At 68.6% G+C, this 18,051-nt stretch carries 13 protein-coding genes; 7 read left to right on the plus strand and 6 right to left on the minus strand.

What is annotated here, in order from left to right:
* Positions 1–23 precede the first annotated feature (23 nt).
* Positions 24–803, plus strand: a complete 780-nt coding sequence (locus AC5P67_RS15460) for a M48 family metallopeptidase (RefSeq protein WP_005407504.1) — start codon at positions 24–26, stop codon at positions 801–803.
* 493 nt (positions 804–1,296) lie between these two features.
* Here the strand turns inward: AC5P67_RS15460 and AC5P67_RS15465 are convergent, their stop codons facing one another.
* Positions 1,297–2,163 (minus strand): methylglyoxal synthase, encoded by an 867-nt coding sequence (locus AC5P67_RS15465; protein WP_049449746.1) that lies wholly within the window; start codon positions 2,161–2,163, stop codon positions 1,297–1,299.
* 168 nt (positions 2,164–2,331) lie between these two features.
* On the opposite strand from AC5P67_RS15465, the gene AC5P67_RS15470 reads away from it, so the two are divergent.
* On the plus strand, positions 2,332–4,740 hold the full coding sequence (locus tag AC5P67_RS15470; protein WP_111174504.1) for an ATP-binding protein: 2,409 nt from the start codon (positions 2,332–2,334) through the stop codon (positions 4,738–4,740).
* Here AC5P67_RS15470 and AC5P67_RS15475 read toward each other — a convergent pair.
* From AC5P67_RS15475 to AC5P67_RS15485, 3 genes are all read right to left on the minus strand, one after another.
* Positions 4,726–6,171, minus strand: coding sequence for an FAD-dependent oxidoreductase (locus AC5P67_RS15475; RefSeq protein ID WP_012478696.1), 1,446 nt, complete (start codon positions 6,169–6,171; stop codon positions 4,726–4,728). The genes AC5P67_RS15470 and AC5P67_RS15475 overlap by 15 nt on opposite strands.
* 84 nt (positions 6,172–6,255) lie before the next feature.
* Entirely contained in the window at positions 6,256–10,710 is a 4,455-nt protein-coding gene (gltB, locus tag AC5P67_RS15480; protein ID WP_111193566.1) for a glutamate synthase large subunit, read from the minus strand.
* Positions 10,711–10,884: 174 nt separating this feature from the next.
* The gene (locus AC5P67_RS15485) at positions 10,885–11,274 is read right to left on the minus strand and encodes an I78 family peptidase inhibitor (RefSeq protein ID WP_005407509.1); all 390 of its coding nucleotides are present in this window, start codon (positions 11,272–11,274) and stop codon (positions 10,885–10,887) included.
* A gap of 111 nt (positions 11,275–11,385) precedes the next feature.
* Between AC5P67_RS15485 and AC5P67_RS15490 the strand changes: the two genes are divergently transcribed.
* Positions 11,386–12,441 carry a DNA topoisomerase IB gene (locus tag AC5P67_RS15490; protein ID WP_005407510.1) on the plus strand — a complete coding sequence of 352 codons (1,056 nt, stop codon included), beginning with the start codon at positions 11,386–11,388 and terminating at the stop codon, positions 12,439–12,441.
* Here the strand turns inward: AC5P67_RS15490 and AC5P67_RS15495 are convergent.
* The gene (locus AC5P67_RS15495; protein ID WP_005407511.1) at positions 12,419–12,727 is read right to left on the minus strand and encodes a putative periplasmic lipoprotein; all 309 of its coding nucleotides are present in this window, start codon (positions 12,725–12,727) and stop codon (positions 12,419–12,421) included. The two genes, AC5P67_RS15490 and AC5P67_RS15495, sit on opposite strands and share 23 nt — an antisense overlap.
* A 217-nt stretch (positions 12,728–12,944) precedes the next feature.
* On the opposite strand from AC5P67_RS15495, the gene AC5P67_RS15500 reads away from it, so the two are divergent.
* From AC5P67_RS15500 to AC5P67_RS15510, 3 genes are all read left to right on the plus strand, one after another.
* Complete coding sequence (locus tag AC5P67_RS15500) at positions 12,945–14,063, plus strand: SDR family oxidoreductase (RefSeq protein ID WP_005411829.1); 1,119 nt, start codon at positions 12,945–12,947, stop codon at positions 14,061–14,063.
* A 122-nt stretch (positions 14,064–14,185) separates the two neighbouring features.
* The gene (locus AC5P67_RS15505) at positions 14,186–15,601 is read left to right on the plus strand and encodes an XVIPCD domain-containing protein (RefSeq protein ID WP_012478700.1); all 1,416 of its coding nucleotides are present in this window, start codon (positions 14,186–14,188) and stop codon (positions 15,599–15,601) included.
* Positions 15,602–15,775: 174 nt separating this feature from the next.
* Complete coding sequence (locus tag AC5P67_RS15510) at positions 15,776–16,417, plus strand: hypothetical protein (RefSeq protein ID WP_024958664.1); 642 nt, start codon at positions 15,776–15,778, stop codon at positions 16,415–16,417.
* Here AC5P67_RS15510 and AC5P67_RS15515 read toward each other — a convergent pair.
* Complete coding sequence (locus AC5P67_RS15515) at positions 16,376–17,473, minus strand: serine hydrolase domain-containing protein (protein WP_495214879.1); 1,098 nt, start codon at positions 17,471–17,473, stop codon at positions 16,376–16,378. The two genes, AC5P67_RS15510 and AC5P67_RS15515, sit on opposite strands and share 42 nt — an antisense overlap.
* Positions 17,474–17,664: 191 nt before the next feature.
* On the opposite strand from AC5P67_RS15515, the gene AC5P67_RS15520 reads away from it, so the two are divergent.
* On the plus strand, positions 17,665–18,051 hold the full coding sequence (locus tag AC5P67_RS15520; protein ID WP_005407516.1) for a BlaI/MecI/CopY family transcriptional regulator: 387 nt from the start codon (positions 17,665–17,667) through the stop codon (positions 18,049–18,051).

Genomic DNA, 18,051 nt, shown 5'->3' on the forward strand with positions numbered 1-18,051 from the left:
CGAAGCGGCGCTATGCTGGGCGCATGAGCCGTCTGCTGCGCCGCCTGATCAGCCCGACCCCGCCCGCCACCGTACAGCGCGACACCGTTCGCCTGCGCCTGGAGGATGCCGAGATCGAGGTACTGCGCGTGCGCGATCCGCGTGCGCGCCGCATCAAGCTGAGCGTGGACGAACGCGGCGCGCGCCTGACCCTGCCACCGCGCGCAAGCCTGGTGATGGGCGAACGCTTCCTGGAACAGCACCGCGACTGGCTGGCACTGCAGCTGCGCCAGTACCAGGGCCAGGGCCTGCCGGCACCGCTGCAGCCGGGCGAAGACGGCGTGCTGCCCCTGCGCGGCGAACTGTTGCCGCTGCGCTGGCAGGAAGGCCGCTACGCGCGCCTGGAGATCGACGCGCATGGTGCCTGCGTGCAGTGGCCGACACGTGGTGGTGACGCCACCCTGCGTCGCCTGCTGCGCGAGTTCTACGAAGCACAGACCCGCGCCGACGTCGGCCGCTGGCTGCCGAAGTACCTGCCCACACTGCCGCGCGCACCCAGCCGCCTGCGATTGAAGGTGATGTCCTCGCAATGGGGCTCACTCGCCCCCGATGGCAGCATGGCACTGGACCTGGCGCTGGTACTGGGCCGGCCTGAGGCGTTCGAGTACGTGCTGGTGCACGAGCTCTGCCACCTGATCCAGCCCAACCACTCGCCCGCGTTCTGGCACGAAGTGGAACAACGTTTCCCCGCGTGGCGCGAGCAGCGCGACTACTTCCAGCTGGAAGGCCGCAGGCTGAAGGCGATGCTGCGGCAACTGCTGTAGCGCCAGCGCTACAGCAGTTGCCCACGCATTCTTCCTCTACCCCCGCCTTCGGCGCGCCCCTTCAACAGAAGGGGCTTTCCTCCAGAGAGTGGGCTGGTCAGTCGGGCAGGCTCGACGCTGCACAGAGTCTGCGCAGAGGATGAGCATTCCCCGGCCTGGCAACGCGCCATGGAGCGCGCGCAGCGCGCGACCTGCTCCTGCTCTTCTTTTCTTTCTTCCGTGGTGGGCACACCGGAATCTGTCCGTGGCCGGGCGGGGTGGGTTGCGCAGGGGCGTGAGCCACATGGATGCGGCGACCGAGCTTACAGGGGTGAAGGCGCTTTGCTTGCGAAGCACTGCTTCGCAAGCGCCTGAACGCACAGCCGCCAGCGGCTGGGCCGGGCCCCGGAGGGGTACTTGCAGCGACCCCTGCGCAATCCACCCCGCCCGGCCAAGCACGGCTTTGCCTTCGGATACCACCCACCACGAGGGGCTCAGCCGTTGGCCGAAATCCTCACCTCGCCCGCAACGCCGCCGCCGCCGCCCAGCGCGCCGCCACCCGCGGCGCCGTAATGCACACCGCCTGGTCGGTCACCGTCGTCACCGCGCGCTCCAGCAGCTGGATATCCGCCTCATGCTGGCGCGCCACGTGCGGATCCTCGAAGAAGATCGCGCGCTGGCAGCGCCCTTCCAGTACCCGGTCGGCAATCTGCGCATCGCCGCCCATCGGGCCGCTCTGGTAGCGCGTCACCCAGGGCGTATCGCTGGGCCAGCCACGGCTCCACGCCAGCTCGTTCAAGCGCTGGCCGGTGGTTCCGGTTGCCACCCGCTCACCGAACCGCGCCAGCACATCGAAGTGCTCATCGGCGAAGGCCAGCATCGCCGGCTTCATCGCGTCGTGCGCGATCAGCGCCAGCGTCTGTCCTTCGAACGCATGCAGGTCGTCGGCGCCAGCATCGGCAGCCAGTCCGGCATGGATGCGTTCCACCTCGATCCAGTCGCGCGCGGTGGCCACGGTGGAAATGAAAGGCTTGCCGTGGATCACGCACTGCCGCTTCAGCGCCGTGGCTTCCGGAAACACCGAGGATGGATCGACCGGATCGATCAGGTAGACCGCGCCATCCAGTGTCCGATCCGGCCCCATGCCAACCACCTCGGCCACCAGCTTCATCAAGCCACCCTCGCGACCATAGGGGTAGCGATGCAGGCCCGCGTATCCGGTCAGGAAGCCCTGACGCTGTATCGCGTCATGGGTGCGGCCGACCGCGTGCAGCGACACGCCCAGCTCGCGCAGGCCGGGTTCGCTGACGCGCAGCCAGCGGAACAGGGCGGCGCGCGCGTCGTGGTGATGGAGACGGTTGGCAGCCAGGCCGATGCGCATCGAATGCTCCGCAGATACGGGTGAAAGCGGCAGTGTATGTCGCCATTCACCTATCTTGGTGTTTTTACAACTTTCTTCATTGCGCCTCGTCCACGCGCCGCTAGCGTACGAGGCAGCGGTACCGCTGCGCGGCCGTTCATTTCCGCCCGCCAGAAGAGGATGCCCATCGTGAACGCCGCTGGCCTGCGTGCCGCCACCGCGGTCGTGGCCGGCCTGCTGTTGCCTGCCCTGGCCGCCGCTGCGGATTGCAGGACGCCGCTGCGCATTGCCTGGCCCGCCGACCGCGCGCCGTTGTCCTCCAGCGAGCAGGGCCAGCCGCGCGGGCTCAGCGCGCAGTACCTGAAGCTGCTGGGCGCGCAGCGACCACTGCAGATGCAGCCATTGCCAACCGCCGCCATCGCCGAGGGAACGGTGCCGCCCGACGTCCAGGCACTGCTGGGCTGGTCGCGCTCGCAGTTGCCGACGGGGTGGGTGGCCAGTGCGCCCTACGTGCAGCTGCCACAGGTCATCGTGCGGCGCCGGGATGCATCGCCGGTGCTGGGCCTGGAGGCGTTGCGCGGAGGCACCGTGGCCAGTCCCGACCCGCTGTCGCTGGTCGGGGCGCTGACGGAACAGGCGTCTGGCGTGCAGCTGTTGCCCCCCGCCCCCATCGACGACGCCCTGTCACTGCTGGGCACGGGCCTGGTCGATGCCGTGGTCGCCAATCTTGGAGAGGTCGAGGCCGCGTTGCGCCACTATCAGGGCGAGCCGCTGGTAATCGCTGCGCCGGCCGGAATCGACGACGCGCCGGTGCTGGCCACCGTGCCCGCCTGCGCCGACGTCATCCCGGTGTTCGAGCGGACCGTGTCGCAGCTGACCGCGAACGAACGCGAGGCGATCCGCACGTCCTGGCTGCCGAACCAGCCGCGACACCCGCCCTCTGCGTCCCCCCTGCGCTGGCTGGTGCCGGCCTCGCTGACCCTGCTGGCGCTCATGCTGGTGTACGCCTTCGGCTACTGGCGCGTGCATCGCGAGAGCGAGCGTCGCCGCGTGGCTGCGCAACGCCTGCAGGAGGTGACCTCGAACCTGCCAGCGGTGGTCTATCAGGCGCGTCGCTCTGCCACCGGCCACTACAGCTTTCCCCAGATCGCAGGTGACGTGCAGGCGTTGTTCGGAATCAGCGTGGAAACCGCCCTGATCGATCATCAGCGCCTGCTGGCAGCGGTTCATCCCGATGATCGCTCGCGGCTGATGGACACCGTCGACGCCGCTGCCCTGGCGCGGGGCCCGATCGATGTCACCTTCCGCACGCGCTCGCCACAAGGCTGGCGCTGGGTCCACTCGCATGGACGGCCGCTGTCCCTGGACAGCGGCGACGTCGAGTGGAGTGGCTACTGGATCGACGTAAGCGGAGTGCAGGCGCGCACCCATGCGCTGGCCGAGGCGCGCCGTGCGGCCGAGCAGGCAGCCCTGGCCAAGGCCCACTTCCTGGCAACCATGAGCCACGAGATCCGTACGCCGATGAGCACCCTGCTGGGCATGCTCGAGCGGTTGGAGGGCAGCGATCTGGATCATCGCCAGCAACAGGTCCTGGTGACCGTGGGTGATGCTGCCCAGATGCTACGGCAGATCCTGGACGACGTGCTGCACAGCCAACGGCTGCAGGCACTGCCGCTGCAGCTGCGACCCACGAACGTGGCGGCACTGGTGCGCGCGGTGCAGCAGTTGCTGATGCCGGTGGCGGCCAGCCGGGGCCTGCATCTGCGGATCCAACTTGATCCGGAATTGCAGGCCGGATCGCTGGCCGACGGCCTGCGCCTGCGCCAGATCCTGTTCAACCTTGCCGGCAACGCGCTCAAGTTCACCGAGCATGGCGGCGTGGATCTGCAGGTGCAGGTGCTGCAGCAGCACGATGGCGGCCAACGTCTTCGCCTGCAGGTCAGTGACAGCGGGGTGGGCATCAGCCCGGAACGGCAACAGGCGGTGTTCGCTGCTTATACCCAGGCCGAGGCATCGACAACGCGCCGTTTCGGCGGCAGCGGCCTGGGCCTGGCGATCTGCCGTGAACTGGCTGCATCGATGGAAGCAGAACTGTGCCTGCGCAGCGCGCCAGGCAAGGGCACCACCGTGTGGCTGGAACTGGATCTGGACGCCTGTGAGTTGCCTGCCGAGGCATTGCCGCTTCCGGCAGAGGCGGCGCGGCCACTGTCGTCGGCCCGGGTGCTAGTAGCTGAAGATCACCCCACCAACCTGCACCTGCTGGAGCAGCGCCTGCATGATCTGGGTCTGCAGGTGCACGCCTGCACCGATGGTCGCCAGGCCTTCGAGGCCTGGCAGGCGCGGGCGTTCGACCTGGTCATCACCGACTGCCACATGCCGCACATGGATGGCTTTGCCTTGGCACGGGCCATCCGCGCCGACGCCTGCGCGGTTCGCGCGCAGGTCCCGATCATCGCGCTCACGGCCAGCGCTCTGGGTCGCACCCGCGAGGCCTGCCGCGAAGCGGGCATCGATCATTTCCTGGCCAAGCCGGTGGCGGCGCAGGAACTGCGGGGCTTGCTGGCCGTGCTGCTGGCGCCGGAATCAATGCGCCAGTAGGCGGATGATGCTGGCGGCGGCGTCGCGGCCTTCGGCCACGGCGGTCACCACCAGGTCGGCGCCACGCACTGCGTCACCGCCGGCGAACAGGCGCGGGTGCGCGGTCTGGAATGGCAGGCGGTCCTTGCCGCCAGCCACGATGCGGCCGTTGGACCGGCCTTCCACGCCGTGCTCGGCCAGCCACGCCGGCACGGTTGGCGAGAAGCCGAAGGCGATGATCACCACGTCGGCCTCCAGCAGCGATTCGCTGCCTTCGATCGGCACCGCATTCTGGCGGCCATTGGCATCGGGCTCACCCAGCCGGGTTTCGACCACGGTCACGCCGATCACCTCATCGTCGGCGCCGGCTTCGATCGACAGCGGCTGGCGGTTGAACAGGAAGCGCACGCCTTCCTCGCGCGCATTGGCCACTTCGCGCGCGCTGCCGGGCATGTTGGCTTCGTCGCGGCGGTAGGCACAGGTGACCTTGGCCGCGCCCAGCCGCACCGCGCTGCGCACGCAGTCCATGCCGGTATCACCGCCGCCCAGCACCACCACGCGCTTGCCGTTGAGGTCGGGCAGGGCGATGCTGTCTTCCCAGCCGGCAATCGGCCGGCCCTTCGGATCATCGCCGCCGACGATGCGGCTGTTCTGCACCAGGAACGGCAGTGCCGGCAGCACGCCCTTCAGGTCCTGGCCGTCGAGGCCACCGTCGGTATAGCGGTAGGCGCCGGTACCGACGAACACCGCATCGTGGCTGTCCAGCAGCTGCTGCACGCTGAGGTCACGGCCGATCTCCACACCGAGGCGGAACTGCACGCCCATGCCCTCGAGCACTTCGCGGCGGCGGTGGATCACATCCTTGTCCAGCTTGAAGCTGGGAATGCCGAACTGCAGCAGGCCGCCGATCTGCTCATAGCGGTCGTAGACCACGGCGGCAATGCCGGCGCGCGCCAGACGGTCGGCACAGGCCAGCCCGGCCGGGCCGGCGCCGATCACAGCCACGCTGCGGCCGGTCGGCTGCACCGCGCCCAGGTCCGGGCGCCAGCCCGTGGCCAGCGCGGTATCAACGATGTACTTCTCGACCGCGCCGATGGTGACCGCACCGAACTCTTCCAGCGTGCAGCTGCCCTCGCACAGCCGGTCCTGCGGGCAGACCCGGCCGCACACTTCCGGCAGCGGGTTGGTGCTGTGGCACAGCGTGGCCGCTTCGTGGATGCGGTTTTCCTGCACCAGCTGCAGCCACTGTGGAATGGCGTTGTGCACCGGGCACTTCCAGCTGCAGTAGGGGTTGCCGCAGTCCAGGCAGCGACCGGCCTGGTACTGGGCATCTTCCTTACCGAACTTGCCGTACAACTCACCCCAGTCGCCGGACGTGCGCAGTTCCACCGGAATGCGCTGCGGCATGGTGCGGGGCAGGTCGAGGAACTGGAAGGCGTGCTTGCGGCTCATGGCGGGCTCTGTGGTGTTTTGCGGTCGCCGGCCAGCGGCCGGCACTACGTGGTCCTGGGTTGCCGGCAGCGGCCGGCACTACCGTTACGCGGCGCGTCGCAGGGTTTCGGTCAGCGACTCGATGCTGGCGGCCTTCGGTTTGACCAGCCAGAACTTGCCGATGTAATCGCGGAACTCGTCCAGGATCTGCTGCGCCCAGATGCTGCCGGTCAGCTCGCGGTGGCGGCCGATCAGGCGGTGCAGGTGCTGGCGGTAGTTCTCGAAGCCCTCGGCGGAGACGCGATGGATGTCGATCAGCTCGTGGTTGTAGCGGTCGACGAAATCGCGGTCGACGTCCAGCACGTAGGCCAGGCCACCGGTGAAGCCGGCACCGAAGTTCAGGCCGACCTTGCCCAGTACCAGCACCACGCCATCGGTCATGTACTCGCAGCAGTGGTCACCGGCACCTTCCACCACCGCCAGCGCGCCGGAATTGCGTACCGCGAAACGCTCGCCGGCGCGGCCAGCGGCGAACAGCTCGCCACCGGTGGCGCCGTACAGGCAGGTGTTGCCGATGATCGCGGTGCTGCGCGCTTCAAAGCGCGCGCCACGCGGCGGGCGCACCACCAGGCGGCCGCCGGCCATGCCCTTGCCGACGTAGTCGTTGGCTTCACCCTCCACTTCCAGGTGCAGGCCACCGACATTGAAGGCACCAAAGCTCTGCCCGGCGCTGCCACGGAAGCGCAGTTCCAGCGGTGCCTCGGCCATGCCCTGGTTGCCGTGCGCGCGCGCCACCGCACCGGCCAGGCGCGTGCCGATGCTGCGGTCGGTGTTGTGGATCAGGAAGCGATGCTCGCCACCGCGCTTGTGTTCGATGGCCGGCGCCAGCAGGCCATCCATCTGCGTGGCCAGGCCGTCCGGCGATTCGTACAGGCGCTGGGCGGCGCAGTGGCTGCCTTCGTAGCGGGCATCGGCCAGCAGGCGCGACAGGTCCACGCGCACGCCGTCACGCGGCGCGGCCTCGATCTGCCGCAGCAGGTCGGTACGGCCGACGATCTCTTCCAGCGAACGTGCACCCAGGTACGCCAGCCAGCCGCGCACTTCCTCGGCCAGCAGGCGGAAGAAGTTCTCCACGCGTTCGGGCTGGCCGGTGAAGTGGTTCTCGCGCAGGCGCTCGTCCTGGGTGGCCACGCCGGTGGCGCAGTTGTTGAGGTGGCAGATACGCAGGTACTTGCAGCCCAGCACGATCATCGGCGCGGTGCCGAAGCCGAAGCTGTCCGCGCCGAGCAGCGCGGCCTTGACCACGTCCAGGCCGGTCTTCAGGCCACCATCGGTCTGCAGCAGGGTGCGCCCGCGCAGGTCGTTGGCCAGCAGCGCCTGGTGCGCTTCGGCCACGCCCAGTTCCCACGGCACGCCGGCGTAGCGGATCGAGCTGACCGGCGAAGCACCGGTCCCGCCGTCGTGGCCGGAGATGGTGATCAGGTCGGCACCGGCCTTGACCACGCCGGCGGCGATCGTACCCACGCCGGCATGGCTGACCAGCTTCACCGACACCAGCGCGGTCGGGTTGACCTGCTTGAGGTCGTAGATCAGCTGCGCCAGGTCTTCGATCGAATAGATGTCGTGGTGCGGCGGCGGCGAGATCAGGCCGATCCCAGGCCGGGCATAGCGCAGGCGCGCGATCAGTTCGTTCACCTTGTGGCCCGGCAGCTGGCCGCCCTCGCCGGGCTTGGCGCCCTGCGCGACCTTGATCTGCAGCACTTCGGCGTTGACCAGGTACTCAGCGGTGACGCCGAAGCGGCCCGAGGCGACCTGCTTGATCTTGCTGCGCTTTGCGGTGCCATAGCGGGCGGGATCCTCACCGCCTTCGCCGGAATTGCTGCGGCCGCCGAGGCGGTTCATGGCAATGGCCAATGCTTCATGTGCTTCCGGCGACAGTGCGCCCAGGCTGATCGCCGCGGTATCGAAGCGCGGGAACAGGGTACTGGCCGGAGCCACCTCGTCCAGCGCTACCGGCGTGGCCGCCGGCACCAGTTCCAGCAGGTCGCGCAACGCCGACGGCGGCCGTGCATGCACGGCATCGCAGTACTGCTGCCAGGCACGCGGGTCACCGCTGCGCGCCGCGCGCTGCAGGGTGGTGACCACGTCCGGGTTGTACATGTGGTACTCGCCGCCGTGCACGTACTTCAGCAGGCCGCCTACGTCCACGTCCTGCTGCGCGTCCCAGGCCTGCGCGCACAGCTCGCGTGCGTCGGCATCCAGGCGCGCGAAGCCAGCGCCACCGATGCGCGAGGCCGTATCCGGGAAGCACAGGTCCACCACTTCCGGTTCCAGGCCGATGATCTCGAACAGCTGCGCGCCGCGGTAGCTGGCCACGGTGCAGATGCCCATCTTCGAGATGATCTTCGACAGGCCCTTGTAGACGCCCTTGCGGTAGCGGCGGCCGATCTGCGACTGCTCACCGCCCTTGCTGAGCTTGAGGATGCCGCGACGGCCGAGGTCGAACAGGGTCTGATAGGCCAGGTACGGGTACACCGCGGTGGCACCGAAGCCGAGCAGGCAGGCCATGTGGTGCGGATCGCGCGCAGTGCCGGTCTCGACGATCAGGTTGACGTCGCAGCGCAGGCCCAGCCGCGACAGGTGGTGGTGGATGGCGCTGGTGGCGAGCAGGGCATGCACCATCGGGCGTCCGGCCACCGGGTAGCGGTCGGACAGCAGCAGCATCACCATGCCATCGCGCGCGGCCTGTTCGGCCTCGGCACAGATGCGCTCGATGCCGGCGCGCAGGCCCTCGTCTTCGCTGTAGGACAGATCGAGCAGGCGGTTGGCCTGCACGTACTGCTCCATCTTCAGCAGCTGGCGCAGCTTGCGCTGGCTCAGCACCGGCGAATTGAGGATGACGTGGTTCACCGTCTCCGGGCCAGCATGGAAGATGTTGGTCTCCTTGCCGAGCTGGGTGGACAGGGACATCGCGCAGTCTTCGCGCAGCGGATCGATCGGCGGGTTGGTGACCTGCGCGAAGGCCTGGCGGAAATAGTCGTACAGCGGGCGGCTGCGCTGGCTCAGCACCGCCATCGGCGTGTCATCGCCCATCGAGCCAGTGGCTTCCTGCTCGGTCTCGGCCAGCGGACGCAGCACCTGCTCCACTTCCTCGCTGCTGAGCTGGTAGAGCTTGTGGTAGCTGCGCAGGGTGCCTTCGTCGAAGGGTTCCTCCACCAGCGACGGGTCGATCAGTTCGGTCTGCAGGTAGGTCACGCCCTGCTGCAGCCACTGCTTGTACGGCGCACGGCCACGGTTGATGCGGTCGACCGCGTCGGAGTCGAGCAGGTCGCCGCGCTTGAGGTCGATCGCGATCATCTCGCCGGGGCCGAGCTTGCCCTTGCGCACCACGCGCTCGGTCGGCACTTCCCAGACGCCGGCCTCGGAGGCGACCAGGAAGTGGCGGTCGGCGGTCAGCATCCAGCGCGCCGGGCGCAGGCCGTTGCGGTCCAGCGTACACACCGCATAGCGGCTGTCGCAGGCGACGATGCCGGCCGGGCCATCCCACGGCTCGCTGTTCAGGCCGTGGAACTCGTAGAACGCGGCCAGGTCCGGGTCCTTGAACTCCAGCGACTGGGTGGCGGGCGGCACCAGGATGCGCAGCGCCTGGATCAGCTCCATGCCACCGGCGACCATCAGCTCCAGCATGTTGTCCAGGCTCTGCGAATCCGAACCGTGCATGGAGATGACCGGGTCGAATTCACCAATATCGAAGCGCGGCGTCTTCCACACCTTGCTGCGCGCCTGCGCCCAGCGACGATTGCCCTCGATGGTGTTGATCTCGCCGTTGTGGGCGAGCATGCGGAACGGGTGGGCGAGCGGCCAGCGCGGCAGCGTGTTGGTCGAGAAGCGCTGGTGGAACACGATCGCGCTGGAGGCCAGCTCGCGGCGCTGCAGGTCCGGGAAGAAGCGGCTGAGCTTGTCCGGCAGCACCATGCCCTTGTAGCTGATCGCATCCGGGGTGAGGGTGGTGACGTAGAAGTCGGCGTGTTCGCGCAGCTGCTGTTCGCTGCGGCGACGGGCCAGGAACAGCGCCAGTGCGAAGCCGGCATCATCCTGGCCAACCCCGGCATCGACGAACACCTGCTCGATGCGCGGCAGCGTGTCGCGCGCCAGTTGGCCGCAGACGCTGTCGTCGGTCGGTACCTCGCGCCAGCCAGCGACCTTGCAGCCCACCGCTTCCACCTGCGCCTGCAGCTGCGCGCGGCAGGCCTGCGCAGCGTCGGCGTCATGCGGCAGGAATACCAGGCCGGCGGCGAAACGCGCGGCGGTGGTGATGCCGGCTTCGCTGGCCAGCAGTTTCAGGAACGCATCGGGGCGGCGCAGCAGCAGGCCGCAGCCATCACCGGTCAGGCCATCGGCGGCGACACCGCCACGGTGGGTCATGCGCGAAAGCGCGGCGATGGCGGTATCAACCAACAGGCGCGATGGTTGATCGTCGAGCTGGGCGACCATGCCAAATCCACAGGCATCGCGCTCGGAGCGCGGGTCGTAAAGCCCTTGGCGGTTGCGGGGGGCCATCTCTACCTCGATGCGTATAGGGTTGGCGGCGACACTCGTCCCCGCTCATTCCCTGGAGCGCATCGTGAGGCCACCGGATGCCTCGACTAGATCACAGGTTGCTGCAACGCCGCAATACACGGTTGCAGGTGCAACGGAACGCGCCGGCAACCCAGTGCCGGCGCGGGGCGGGACTCAGCCGCAACGCACGCCGCTGACGGCGCCCTTGTCGTCCACTTCGATGTTCAGGCGGTCGCCGAGGAACTCCATCGTGGCCACATCATTGGGCTTGAGCACGCGCACCTGGCTGGCACCTGCATCTTCCTGTGCCTGCTTGCCGAGGGCATCGGTGTAGGCCTGGCCGACCAGGCTCTGTACCTGGCTGGCATCGCAGGTGCCGACCGGCGGAGCCTCGGTGGCCTTGCCGGCGTCGTCGGCCGGCGCCTTGGCTGCTTCGGCGGCCTGCTGGGCGTGGGCGGTGGCCGAATCCTGTTCATCCAGCGCCGGTGCCTGGCAGGCGGTCAGGGCCAGCACGGCCGGCAGCAACAGGGCGGAGAGCGAACGGGCGCGAATCGGGAACGACATCATGACTCCGGAAGGGGTTGTGAAGACCCGAGCATAGCGGCGAACCGGCCCTCACGTGTTTGTCTTGTGTTATCGACAGGATCGCGGCATGGCGACGGCGACACTGGCGGCATGCCAACTCCCTCCACCCCCGAACGACAGGCAGCGCGCGCGGCCGGCCTGCGCTATGTCGACGACACCCAGCCGGGCATCAGCCGGCGCCGCGCCGGCAAGGGCTTCAGCTACCGCGATGCTGATGGCCACGCGATACGCGACGCCACCACCCTGCAACGCATCCGCGCACTGGCGATCCCACCGGCCTACACCGCGGTGTGGATCTGCGCCCATGCCAACGGCCACCTGCAGGCCACCGGTCGTGATGCGCGCGGTCGCAAGCAGTACCGTTACCACCCCGATTGGGCCAGGGAGCGCGATGCCGGCAAGTTCGACCGCATCATCGCCTTTGGCGAGGCGTTGCCTACGCTGCGGCGGCGGCTGTCGCGGGATCTCAAGCGCCCCGGTTTCCCGAAGGAGAAGGTGCTGGCCATGGTGGTCGCGCTGTTGGCGGACACGCTGGTGCGGGTCGGCAATGAGACCTATGCGCAGCAGAACCGTTCGTTTGGACTGACCACACTGCGAAACCGGCATCTGGAGCTGCTGCGCGGTGGCCGCGTGCGCATGCGCTTCCGTGGCAAGTCCGGGCAGCTGCAGGAGGTCACCGTGGGCGACCGCAGGCTGGGGCTGCTGGTGCGGCGCCTGCAGCAGCTGCCGGGGCAGGCGTTGTTCCAGTACCGCGATGACGACGGTGCGCTGCAGCCGGTCGACTCCGGCGCGGTGAACGACTACCTGCGCGAGGTGATGGGCGAGGACTTCACTGCCAAGGATTTCCGCACCTGGGGCGGGACGGTTGCGGCGGTGCAGGCGTTTGCCGCCACCGAACTGCCGGAACCGGCCAGCCAGCGCGCGCTGGCGCAGGCGCAGCGCGCGGTGGTGTGCGAAGTGGCGTCGCTGTTGGGCAATACCCCGGCGGTGTGCCGCAAGGCCTATATCGACCCCTGCGTGTTCGCCGGCTGGGAGCGCGGCGAACTGGCCACGCTGGCCGGCCTGCGTGGGCCGCGCCAGTGGGAACAGGCGACCCTGCGCGTGCTGCGCAGGGCGCGCCGGCTCAGCCGCAGTAGATCGCGGTGATGTTGTTGGTGCGTCCCTTTTCGATGGTCAGGCGGTCGCCGCCTTCGCTGGCCGGCGGCACCCGCGGGCCGTCGTGGCGCAGTACCCGTACGTGCAGGCTGTCGCTGTCCACCCGTGCGCGTGCGACGGTGGCGTCCGACGCGGCCAGGCCAAGTGCGCCGCGCACCCTGTCGCTGTGGCACTGGCCGGAAATCACACCGTCGATCGGCTGTACCTGGGCCACCGGTGTGCTGCTGCAGGCGGCGAGGGCAAAGCAGACGGCGGCGGTGGCGATGGCGTGTTTCATGGAGGCGTTCCTTGTGTGATTGCGTGCAGGGTGCGACGGCGCACGTGGTGGCGGAATGAATGCCGTGCACATCATGGACACGGCGCGCTCACTGCCGCCAACAGCAGGGGTGGAGACACTGCAGGAGCGGCGGATGCCGCCCCCGGTACTGCGGCGCATGCGCCCGGTAGTGCCGGCCGCTGGCCGGCAATCCCATTCCCCCCCCGAGGAGACCTGCATGGCCACCACCAGGAAAACCCCCGCCCGCCGCAAAGCCTCACCCAAGGTGCGCAAAGGCAGCACTGCAACCAGGACCATCGCCGACCCCGATCGCCCGCGCGTGGTGAAGACTGCAACCCGCAAGGCCGCCGCCAGCGATCCCCGCGCCGCCCGCGTTGCGGCACGGCAGCGGCGCCTGCAGGACCAGGAGAAGGCCAAGGACGCCCGCGCGGCCAAGAAGGCAACCAAGAAGGCAACAAAGAAGACCGCGACCCAGGCCGGAGCACGACGCCAGCCGGAGGCGATGCCGGCGCAGCAGCTGGCCAAGCCCGGGCACGAACACGAACTGGAGCTGGCGCCGCGTTTCCTTGCACCCGACTACACCGGCAGCGGCAAACTGCAGGGCATGCGTGCGATCGTCACCGGTGGCGATTCCGGCATCGGCCGCGCGGTGGCGGTGCTGTTCGCACGCGAAGGTGCCGACGTGGCCGTGCTGCACCTGGACGAAGCCGAGGACGCGGACATCACCCGCCAGCACGTGGAGCGCGAAGGCGGTCGCTGCGTGGTGATCGCCGGTGACGTGCGCGATCCGCGCTTCTGCGACAAAGCGGTGAAGCAGGTGGCCAAGGCGTTCGGCGGCATCGATATCCTGGTCAACAACGCCGCGTTCCAGCTGCACTGCGAGCGGCTGGAAGACCTGGAAGACGCGCACCTGCAGGAGACCCTGCAGACCAACATCGGCGGGTACATCCAGATGGCGCGCGCGGTGCTGCCGCATCTGGGCGAGGGCGCCAGCATCATCAACACCGGTTCGGAAACGGGAATCTTCGGCAGCAAGGCGCTGATCGATTACTCGGCGACCAAGGGCGCGATCCACGCGTTCACCAAATCGCTGGCCAGCCAGCTGCTGCCGCGCGGCATCCGGGTCAACTGCGTGGCGCCGGGGCCGGTATGGACGCCGCTCAACCCGGCCGACAAGCCGGCGCAGGACGTGGCGGAATTTGGCAAGGACAGTGACATGGGCCGGCCTGCACAGCCCGAGGAACTGTCGCCGGCCTACGTGTTCCTGGCCTCGCCGGCCTGTGCCAGTTACATCAGCGGGGTGATCCTGCCGGTGATGGGCGGGCCACGCGGGTGAACAGCACTACGGCGTGGCGCCTGCTGAACGGGGCTTCGCGCAGGTGTGTGGCGTGTGTCAACGGCTGCGCCGGTGCGGTGGGGTAGGCTGGACTCCCATACGATCACGTTCAGGGAAAGATCATGCCGGAGATGGATATCAGCGCAGCGGCCGATGAAGTCGTCGCCCTGTTGCGGCAGAACGATGCCCGTGGCGCGGCCGCCCGCCTGGAGGCCCTGCACAACGGCCAGCGTGCGGTGGTGCAGGAATCGCTGGATCGCTACATCGCGGCGCGGGGCGCCACCGAGCTTGAGGCGCTGCGACGGAGCGGTGGCGTATCCGCCACTGACGCGGCCACGGTCAAGCCGATGCTGGATCGCCTGAGCGACGCGACGCGCCCACCGCGCATGCCCGACGCCGCGGAGACTGCGGGCCTGAGCCAGGCCCAGCAGTACGACGTGTATGGCAGCATCGTGGCCCAGCGCGGCAACGCCGCAGCGAACGATGCGATGGCCACGCAGGATCGCGTGGTGCTGGGGCTGCGCGACGAGAACCGCACCACCGAGGCGCGAGGACGTGGTGTCTACGACGACCGCATCGTGGTGCTGTGGAAGGATGCGCAGGACCACGGCCATGTGCGCGAGTTCAACCAGGCCACGACAGAACCGACCGCCCAGTACGACGGACACGCCAAGACCACGCCACGCAGCCCTGGCTTCGGCAACGTGGCGCCGCGTACCAAGACCGAGGGCGAGGACGTCAACGGCGACCGGGTCAAGGATCTTGGACGGTTGGGCGAAGGCACCACCGAGATGCGCGCGACCACGCATCCGCGCAACGGCCATCCCGATGAGTTCGCGTTGCGCCCTTCGCAGGCGGCGATCACCGCCGGCGCTGGACGGGTGGAGCGCGACACCAATGGCGATGGCTGGTTCGATGCGCGCGATACCCAGGGCGTGCAGCACCTCAACGACACCTTCAAGATCCATCGTGGCAGCCGGTCCAATACCGATTCGGCGGGCTGCCAGACCATCGGCGGCGGTGAGTACGACGACTTCGTGGCGACGGTACGCGGCACCCCCGGGCAGAACCGCTGGCAGTATGTGCTGACCTCGGTTGCGCCGGGCCAGGCGCGCGGGCTGGGACAGGACACGCCGCTCGCGGCCAATGACGATCCCCGGCAGCCGCAGCATCGCGACCATGCCCTGCAGCAGCAGATCAGCACGCACCTGCAGGCCTTGGGCGGGCGCTACGCCGAGCATGCCGATGACTACAGTCTGGTCTTGCTGCGCGAAGCGAAGGCCGCAGGCATCACCCGGGTCGACCAGATCGTGGCCAGCAATCCCAGTGGCGGCCGCGCTGCGGGTGAGACACTGTTCCTGGTGCAGGGCAATCCGGGCGATCCGGCGGCCGTGCGCGCAGGCGTCAACGCAGCCGAGGTGCGCGAGACTGCGGTGGAAACCAGCCTGCGCCAGCTGCAGCAGCAAGCGCGCGAACAGGGTGCACCCGTGCCCGCGCCGGCACAGCAGCACGAAGCACCCGCGATGGGAGGACGTTGAAGGATGGTCCGTCTACCCTTGATGTCCGGTTTGCCGTGGGTGTTGCTGCTGGCGTGCAGCGCATGCGCACCCGCCGGGGAGTACACCGTGCCGGTCGCACCTGCTGCGAAGCCTGAGGCGAAACCGGAGACCTTGCCTGCGCAGGCAGGACCCACTGAACGCGGATTGCCTGCATTGCCGGAAGCTTCCGGCAGCGCCCATTCCGGCGGCCGCTACGCTGCGCTGCCCGAACCGGCCAGGCGGGTGCTGGCGCAGTTGAAGTGCAACGTGGAGAGTGCCGGCAATGCGCAGGTGCTTTCCATTCCCGCGCAGGGTGGCCAGCAGGATTTCATGGTCACCGATCGCAGCGGACCGCGTTTCCGCTACTGGATGCGCTCGTTCTCCAGCAATGGCGGTACCACCGGGTATCTCGTGCAGCTGCAGGACTGCCCAGCAACCACCACGGGCATGCGCGCCTACATCGCACAGGGAGCCGCACCGCTGCAGGATGTCACCGCGTCGTTGCTGGCGCAGGCCGAGCTGCCTGATACGGCGACGATGACGGCTTACCAGGACAGGGGCGCGGGCGATCTGTTCGCCTTCATCGGGCAGCTGGACAAGGTGCCGGTGGTGCGCTGGGTGGCCGAAGCCGACCCCGAGCAGCCATTGGCCGACGATGCGCGCAGCTTCGACCATGGCAATGCCATCCACGGCGGTTTCCTGCGCTGGAACCAGGATCACTTCGAAGTGGCCAGGACCGTGCCGGCCGGGCTATGGCCCTGCGATGACAGCCCGTTACTGCCGTGCAGGGGCGACCCGTTCGTGACTGGGCGTTGAGGCATCGCGCGCATAGAAATCGGCAATGCGTGGAATGAACTGCTGCGGATTGGCACCGACAAGATTGGTCAGCACCACCACCGCCACGCCGCGCTCGGGATAGACCACGAACGCCGAGCGCGCACCGCCGATACCGGCCACCTGAAGGTCGGGCGATGCGCGCAGTACCGGCCAGCCCCCCGCCCACGGGCCGGCACGGCCATCCGCCAGGCGCTCCGCGCTCCACATCCGCCGCAGGGCGGTCTCCGGCAGCAGGCGGCCTTCGGTCAGCGCGACCAGCCAGCGCGCGGTGTCGTCGGCGGTGGTGAGGATGCCGCCACCGGCCCACAGCGAAGGCGGTATGTCGTAGAACCAGTGCGACAGGCGGGACGGTGCATCCGCAGCGTCGGTGGCACGCGGGGCCAGGCTGTACATCGTCGCCGCATCGGGAATCAGGTCGTAGCTGTCGCCGAAGGTGGTGCGGGCCATGCGCGCGCTGCTGAACTGGCCGGTGGCGAGGAAACGTTCGTAGGGCATGCCGGATTGCTTCGCGATGATTCGTGCCAGCAGTACGTAGTTGGTCTGGTTGTAGGCGAAGCGCTGCCCGGGTTCGGCTTCGAGCGGCTGCGCAGTGACGGCCGCCCACGCCTGCGCTTCTGAGCCACCGCCCAGCAGTCCCTTCGCATCAAGGATTTCGGGAAGGCCGGAGGTATGCGCCAGCAGCTGGTGTATGCGTACGTCTCTCCACGCTGGCGGAAGGTCATCCAGGTAGCGCGAGGCCGGTGCGTCCAGATCCAGCTGCCCCTGCTGGGCCAGCTGCGCGGTGGCCACGCCGGTGAACGCCTTGGTGGCCGAATTGAGCGGGAAACGGGTGTCGCGCGAGGCAAGCACACCGTTCTCCACGTTGGCCAGCCCGTAGGCCTCGGACAACACCGTCTGCCCGTCCTTGACCACCGCGATCTGCAATCCCGGGATGCGCTGCTCCAGCATGATCTGGCGGATCAGGCGGCGGGTCTGGTCGTTGGCCTGGTCCTGGCTGGCAGAGACAGCGGCGAAGGGCAGTGCACTGATGAGCATGAGCAGGACTCGGAGCATTGGGCGGGACATGCGGAATTCCAGCGGGGCGTTGCGGATCGGATGCAGCGGGCGGGTCAAAGGTTTAAGCGCTCGGTGGTGCCTACCGTTCGTCGGCCCATGACTTCCGGGGGGTTGACTACAGCTGTCGTCAAGCTGACAGTGACGACACGTGTAGTCAAGGGAGTGGTGTCATGCGTGGCAAGACCATCGGGGATCAGGAACTGGCCCTGCTGCAGTACATCGATGAACATGCGCCGGCCACGGTCGGCGAGGTCGCCAGTGGCTACGGCGAGGCCCGCGGCCTGGCCCGTTCCACCGTGCTGACGATGATGGAGCGGCTGCGGGCGAAGGGGTATCTTCAGCGCCGGCAGCAGGACGGCGTCTACCGCTACCAGGCCACCCGTGGCCCGCAGAGCGTGCTGCAGGGTGCCGTGGCCCAGTTCGTCGACAACACCCTGCAGGGCTCGGTGTCGCCGTTCGTGGCCTACCTGTCGCAGCGCCAGCAGGTCAGCGACAACGAACTGGCCGAGCTGGAAGCGCTGGTCGCCCAACTCCAATCGCGTCGCCACGAGGGCTGA

The organism is Stenotrophomonas sp. YJH_SMC_21, from assembly GCF_059369555.1.

Excerpts from the sequence above, each read along its gene's own strand:
- AC5P67_RS15460 (WP_005407504.1), top strand. The coding sequence starts at position 24 with ATGAGCCGTCTGCTGCGCCGCCTGATCAGCCCGACCCCGCCCGCCACC.
- AC5P67_RS15465 (WP_049449746.1), bottom strand. The coding sequence starts at position 2,163 with ATGCGCATCGGCCTGGCTGCCAACCGTCTCCATCACCACGACGCGCGC.
- AC5P67_RS15475 (WP_012478696.1), bottom strand. The coding sequence starts at position 6,171 with ATGAGCCGCAAGCACGCCTTCCAGTTCCTCGACCTGCCCCGCACCATG.
- gltB (WP_111193566.1), bottom strand. The coding sequence starts at position 10,710 with ATGGCCCCCCGCAACCGCCAAGGGCTTTACGACCCGCGCTCCGAGCGC.
- AC5P67_RS15485 (WP_005407509.1), bottom strand. The coding sequence starts at position 11,274 with ATGTCGTTCCCGATTCGCGCCCGTTCGCTCTCCGCCCTGTTGCTGCCG.
- AC5P67_RS15490 (WP_005407510.1), top strand. The coding sequence starts at position 11,386 with ATGCCAACTCCCTCCACCCCCGAACGACAGGCAGCGCGCGCGGCCGGC.
- AC5P67_RS15495 (WP_005407511.1), bottom strand. The coding sequence starts at position 12,727 with ATGAAACACGCCATCGCCACCGCCGCCGTCTGCTTTGCCCTCGCCGCC.
- AC5P67_RS15500 (WP_005411829.1), top strand. The coding sequence starts at position 12,945 with ATGGCCACCACCAGGAAAACCCCCGCCCGCCGCAAAGCCTCACCCAAG.
- AC5P67_RS15505 (WP_012478700.1), top strand. The coding sequence starts at position 14,186 with ATGCCGGAGATGGATATCAGCGCAGCGGCCGATGAAGTCGTCGCCCTG.
- AC5P67_RS15515 (WP_495214879.1), bottom strand. The coding sequence starts at position 17,473 with ATGCTCATCAGTGCACTGCCCTTCGCCGCTGTCTCTGCCAGCCAGGAC.
- AC5P67_RS15520 (WP_005407516.1), top strand. The coding sequence starts at position 17,665 with ATGCGTGGCAAGACCATCGGGGATCAGGAACTGGCCCTGCTGCAGTAC.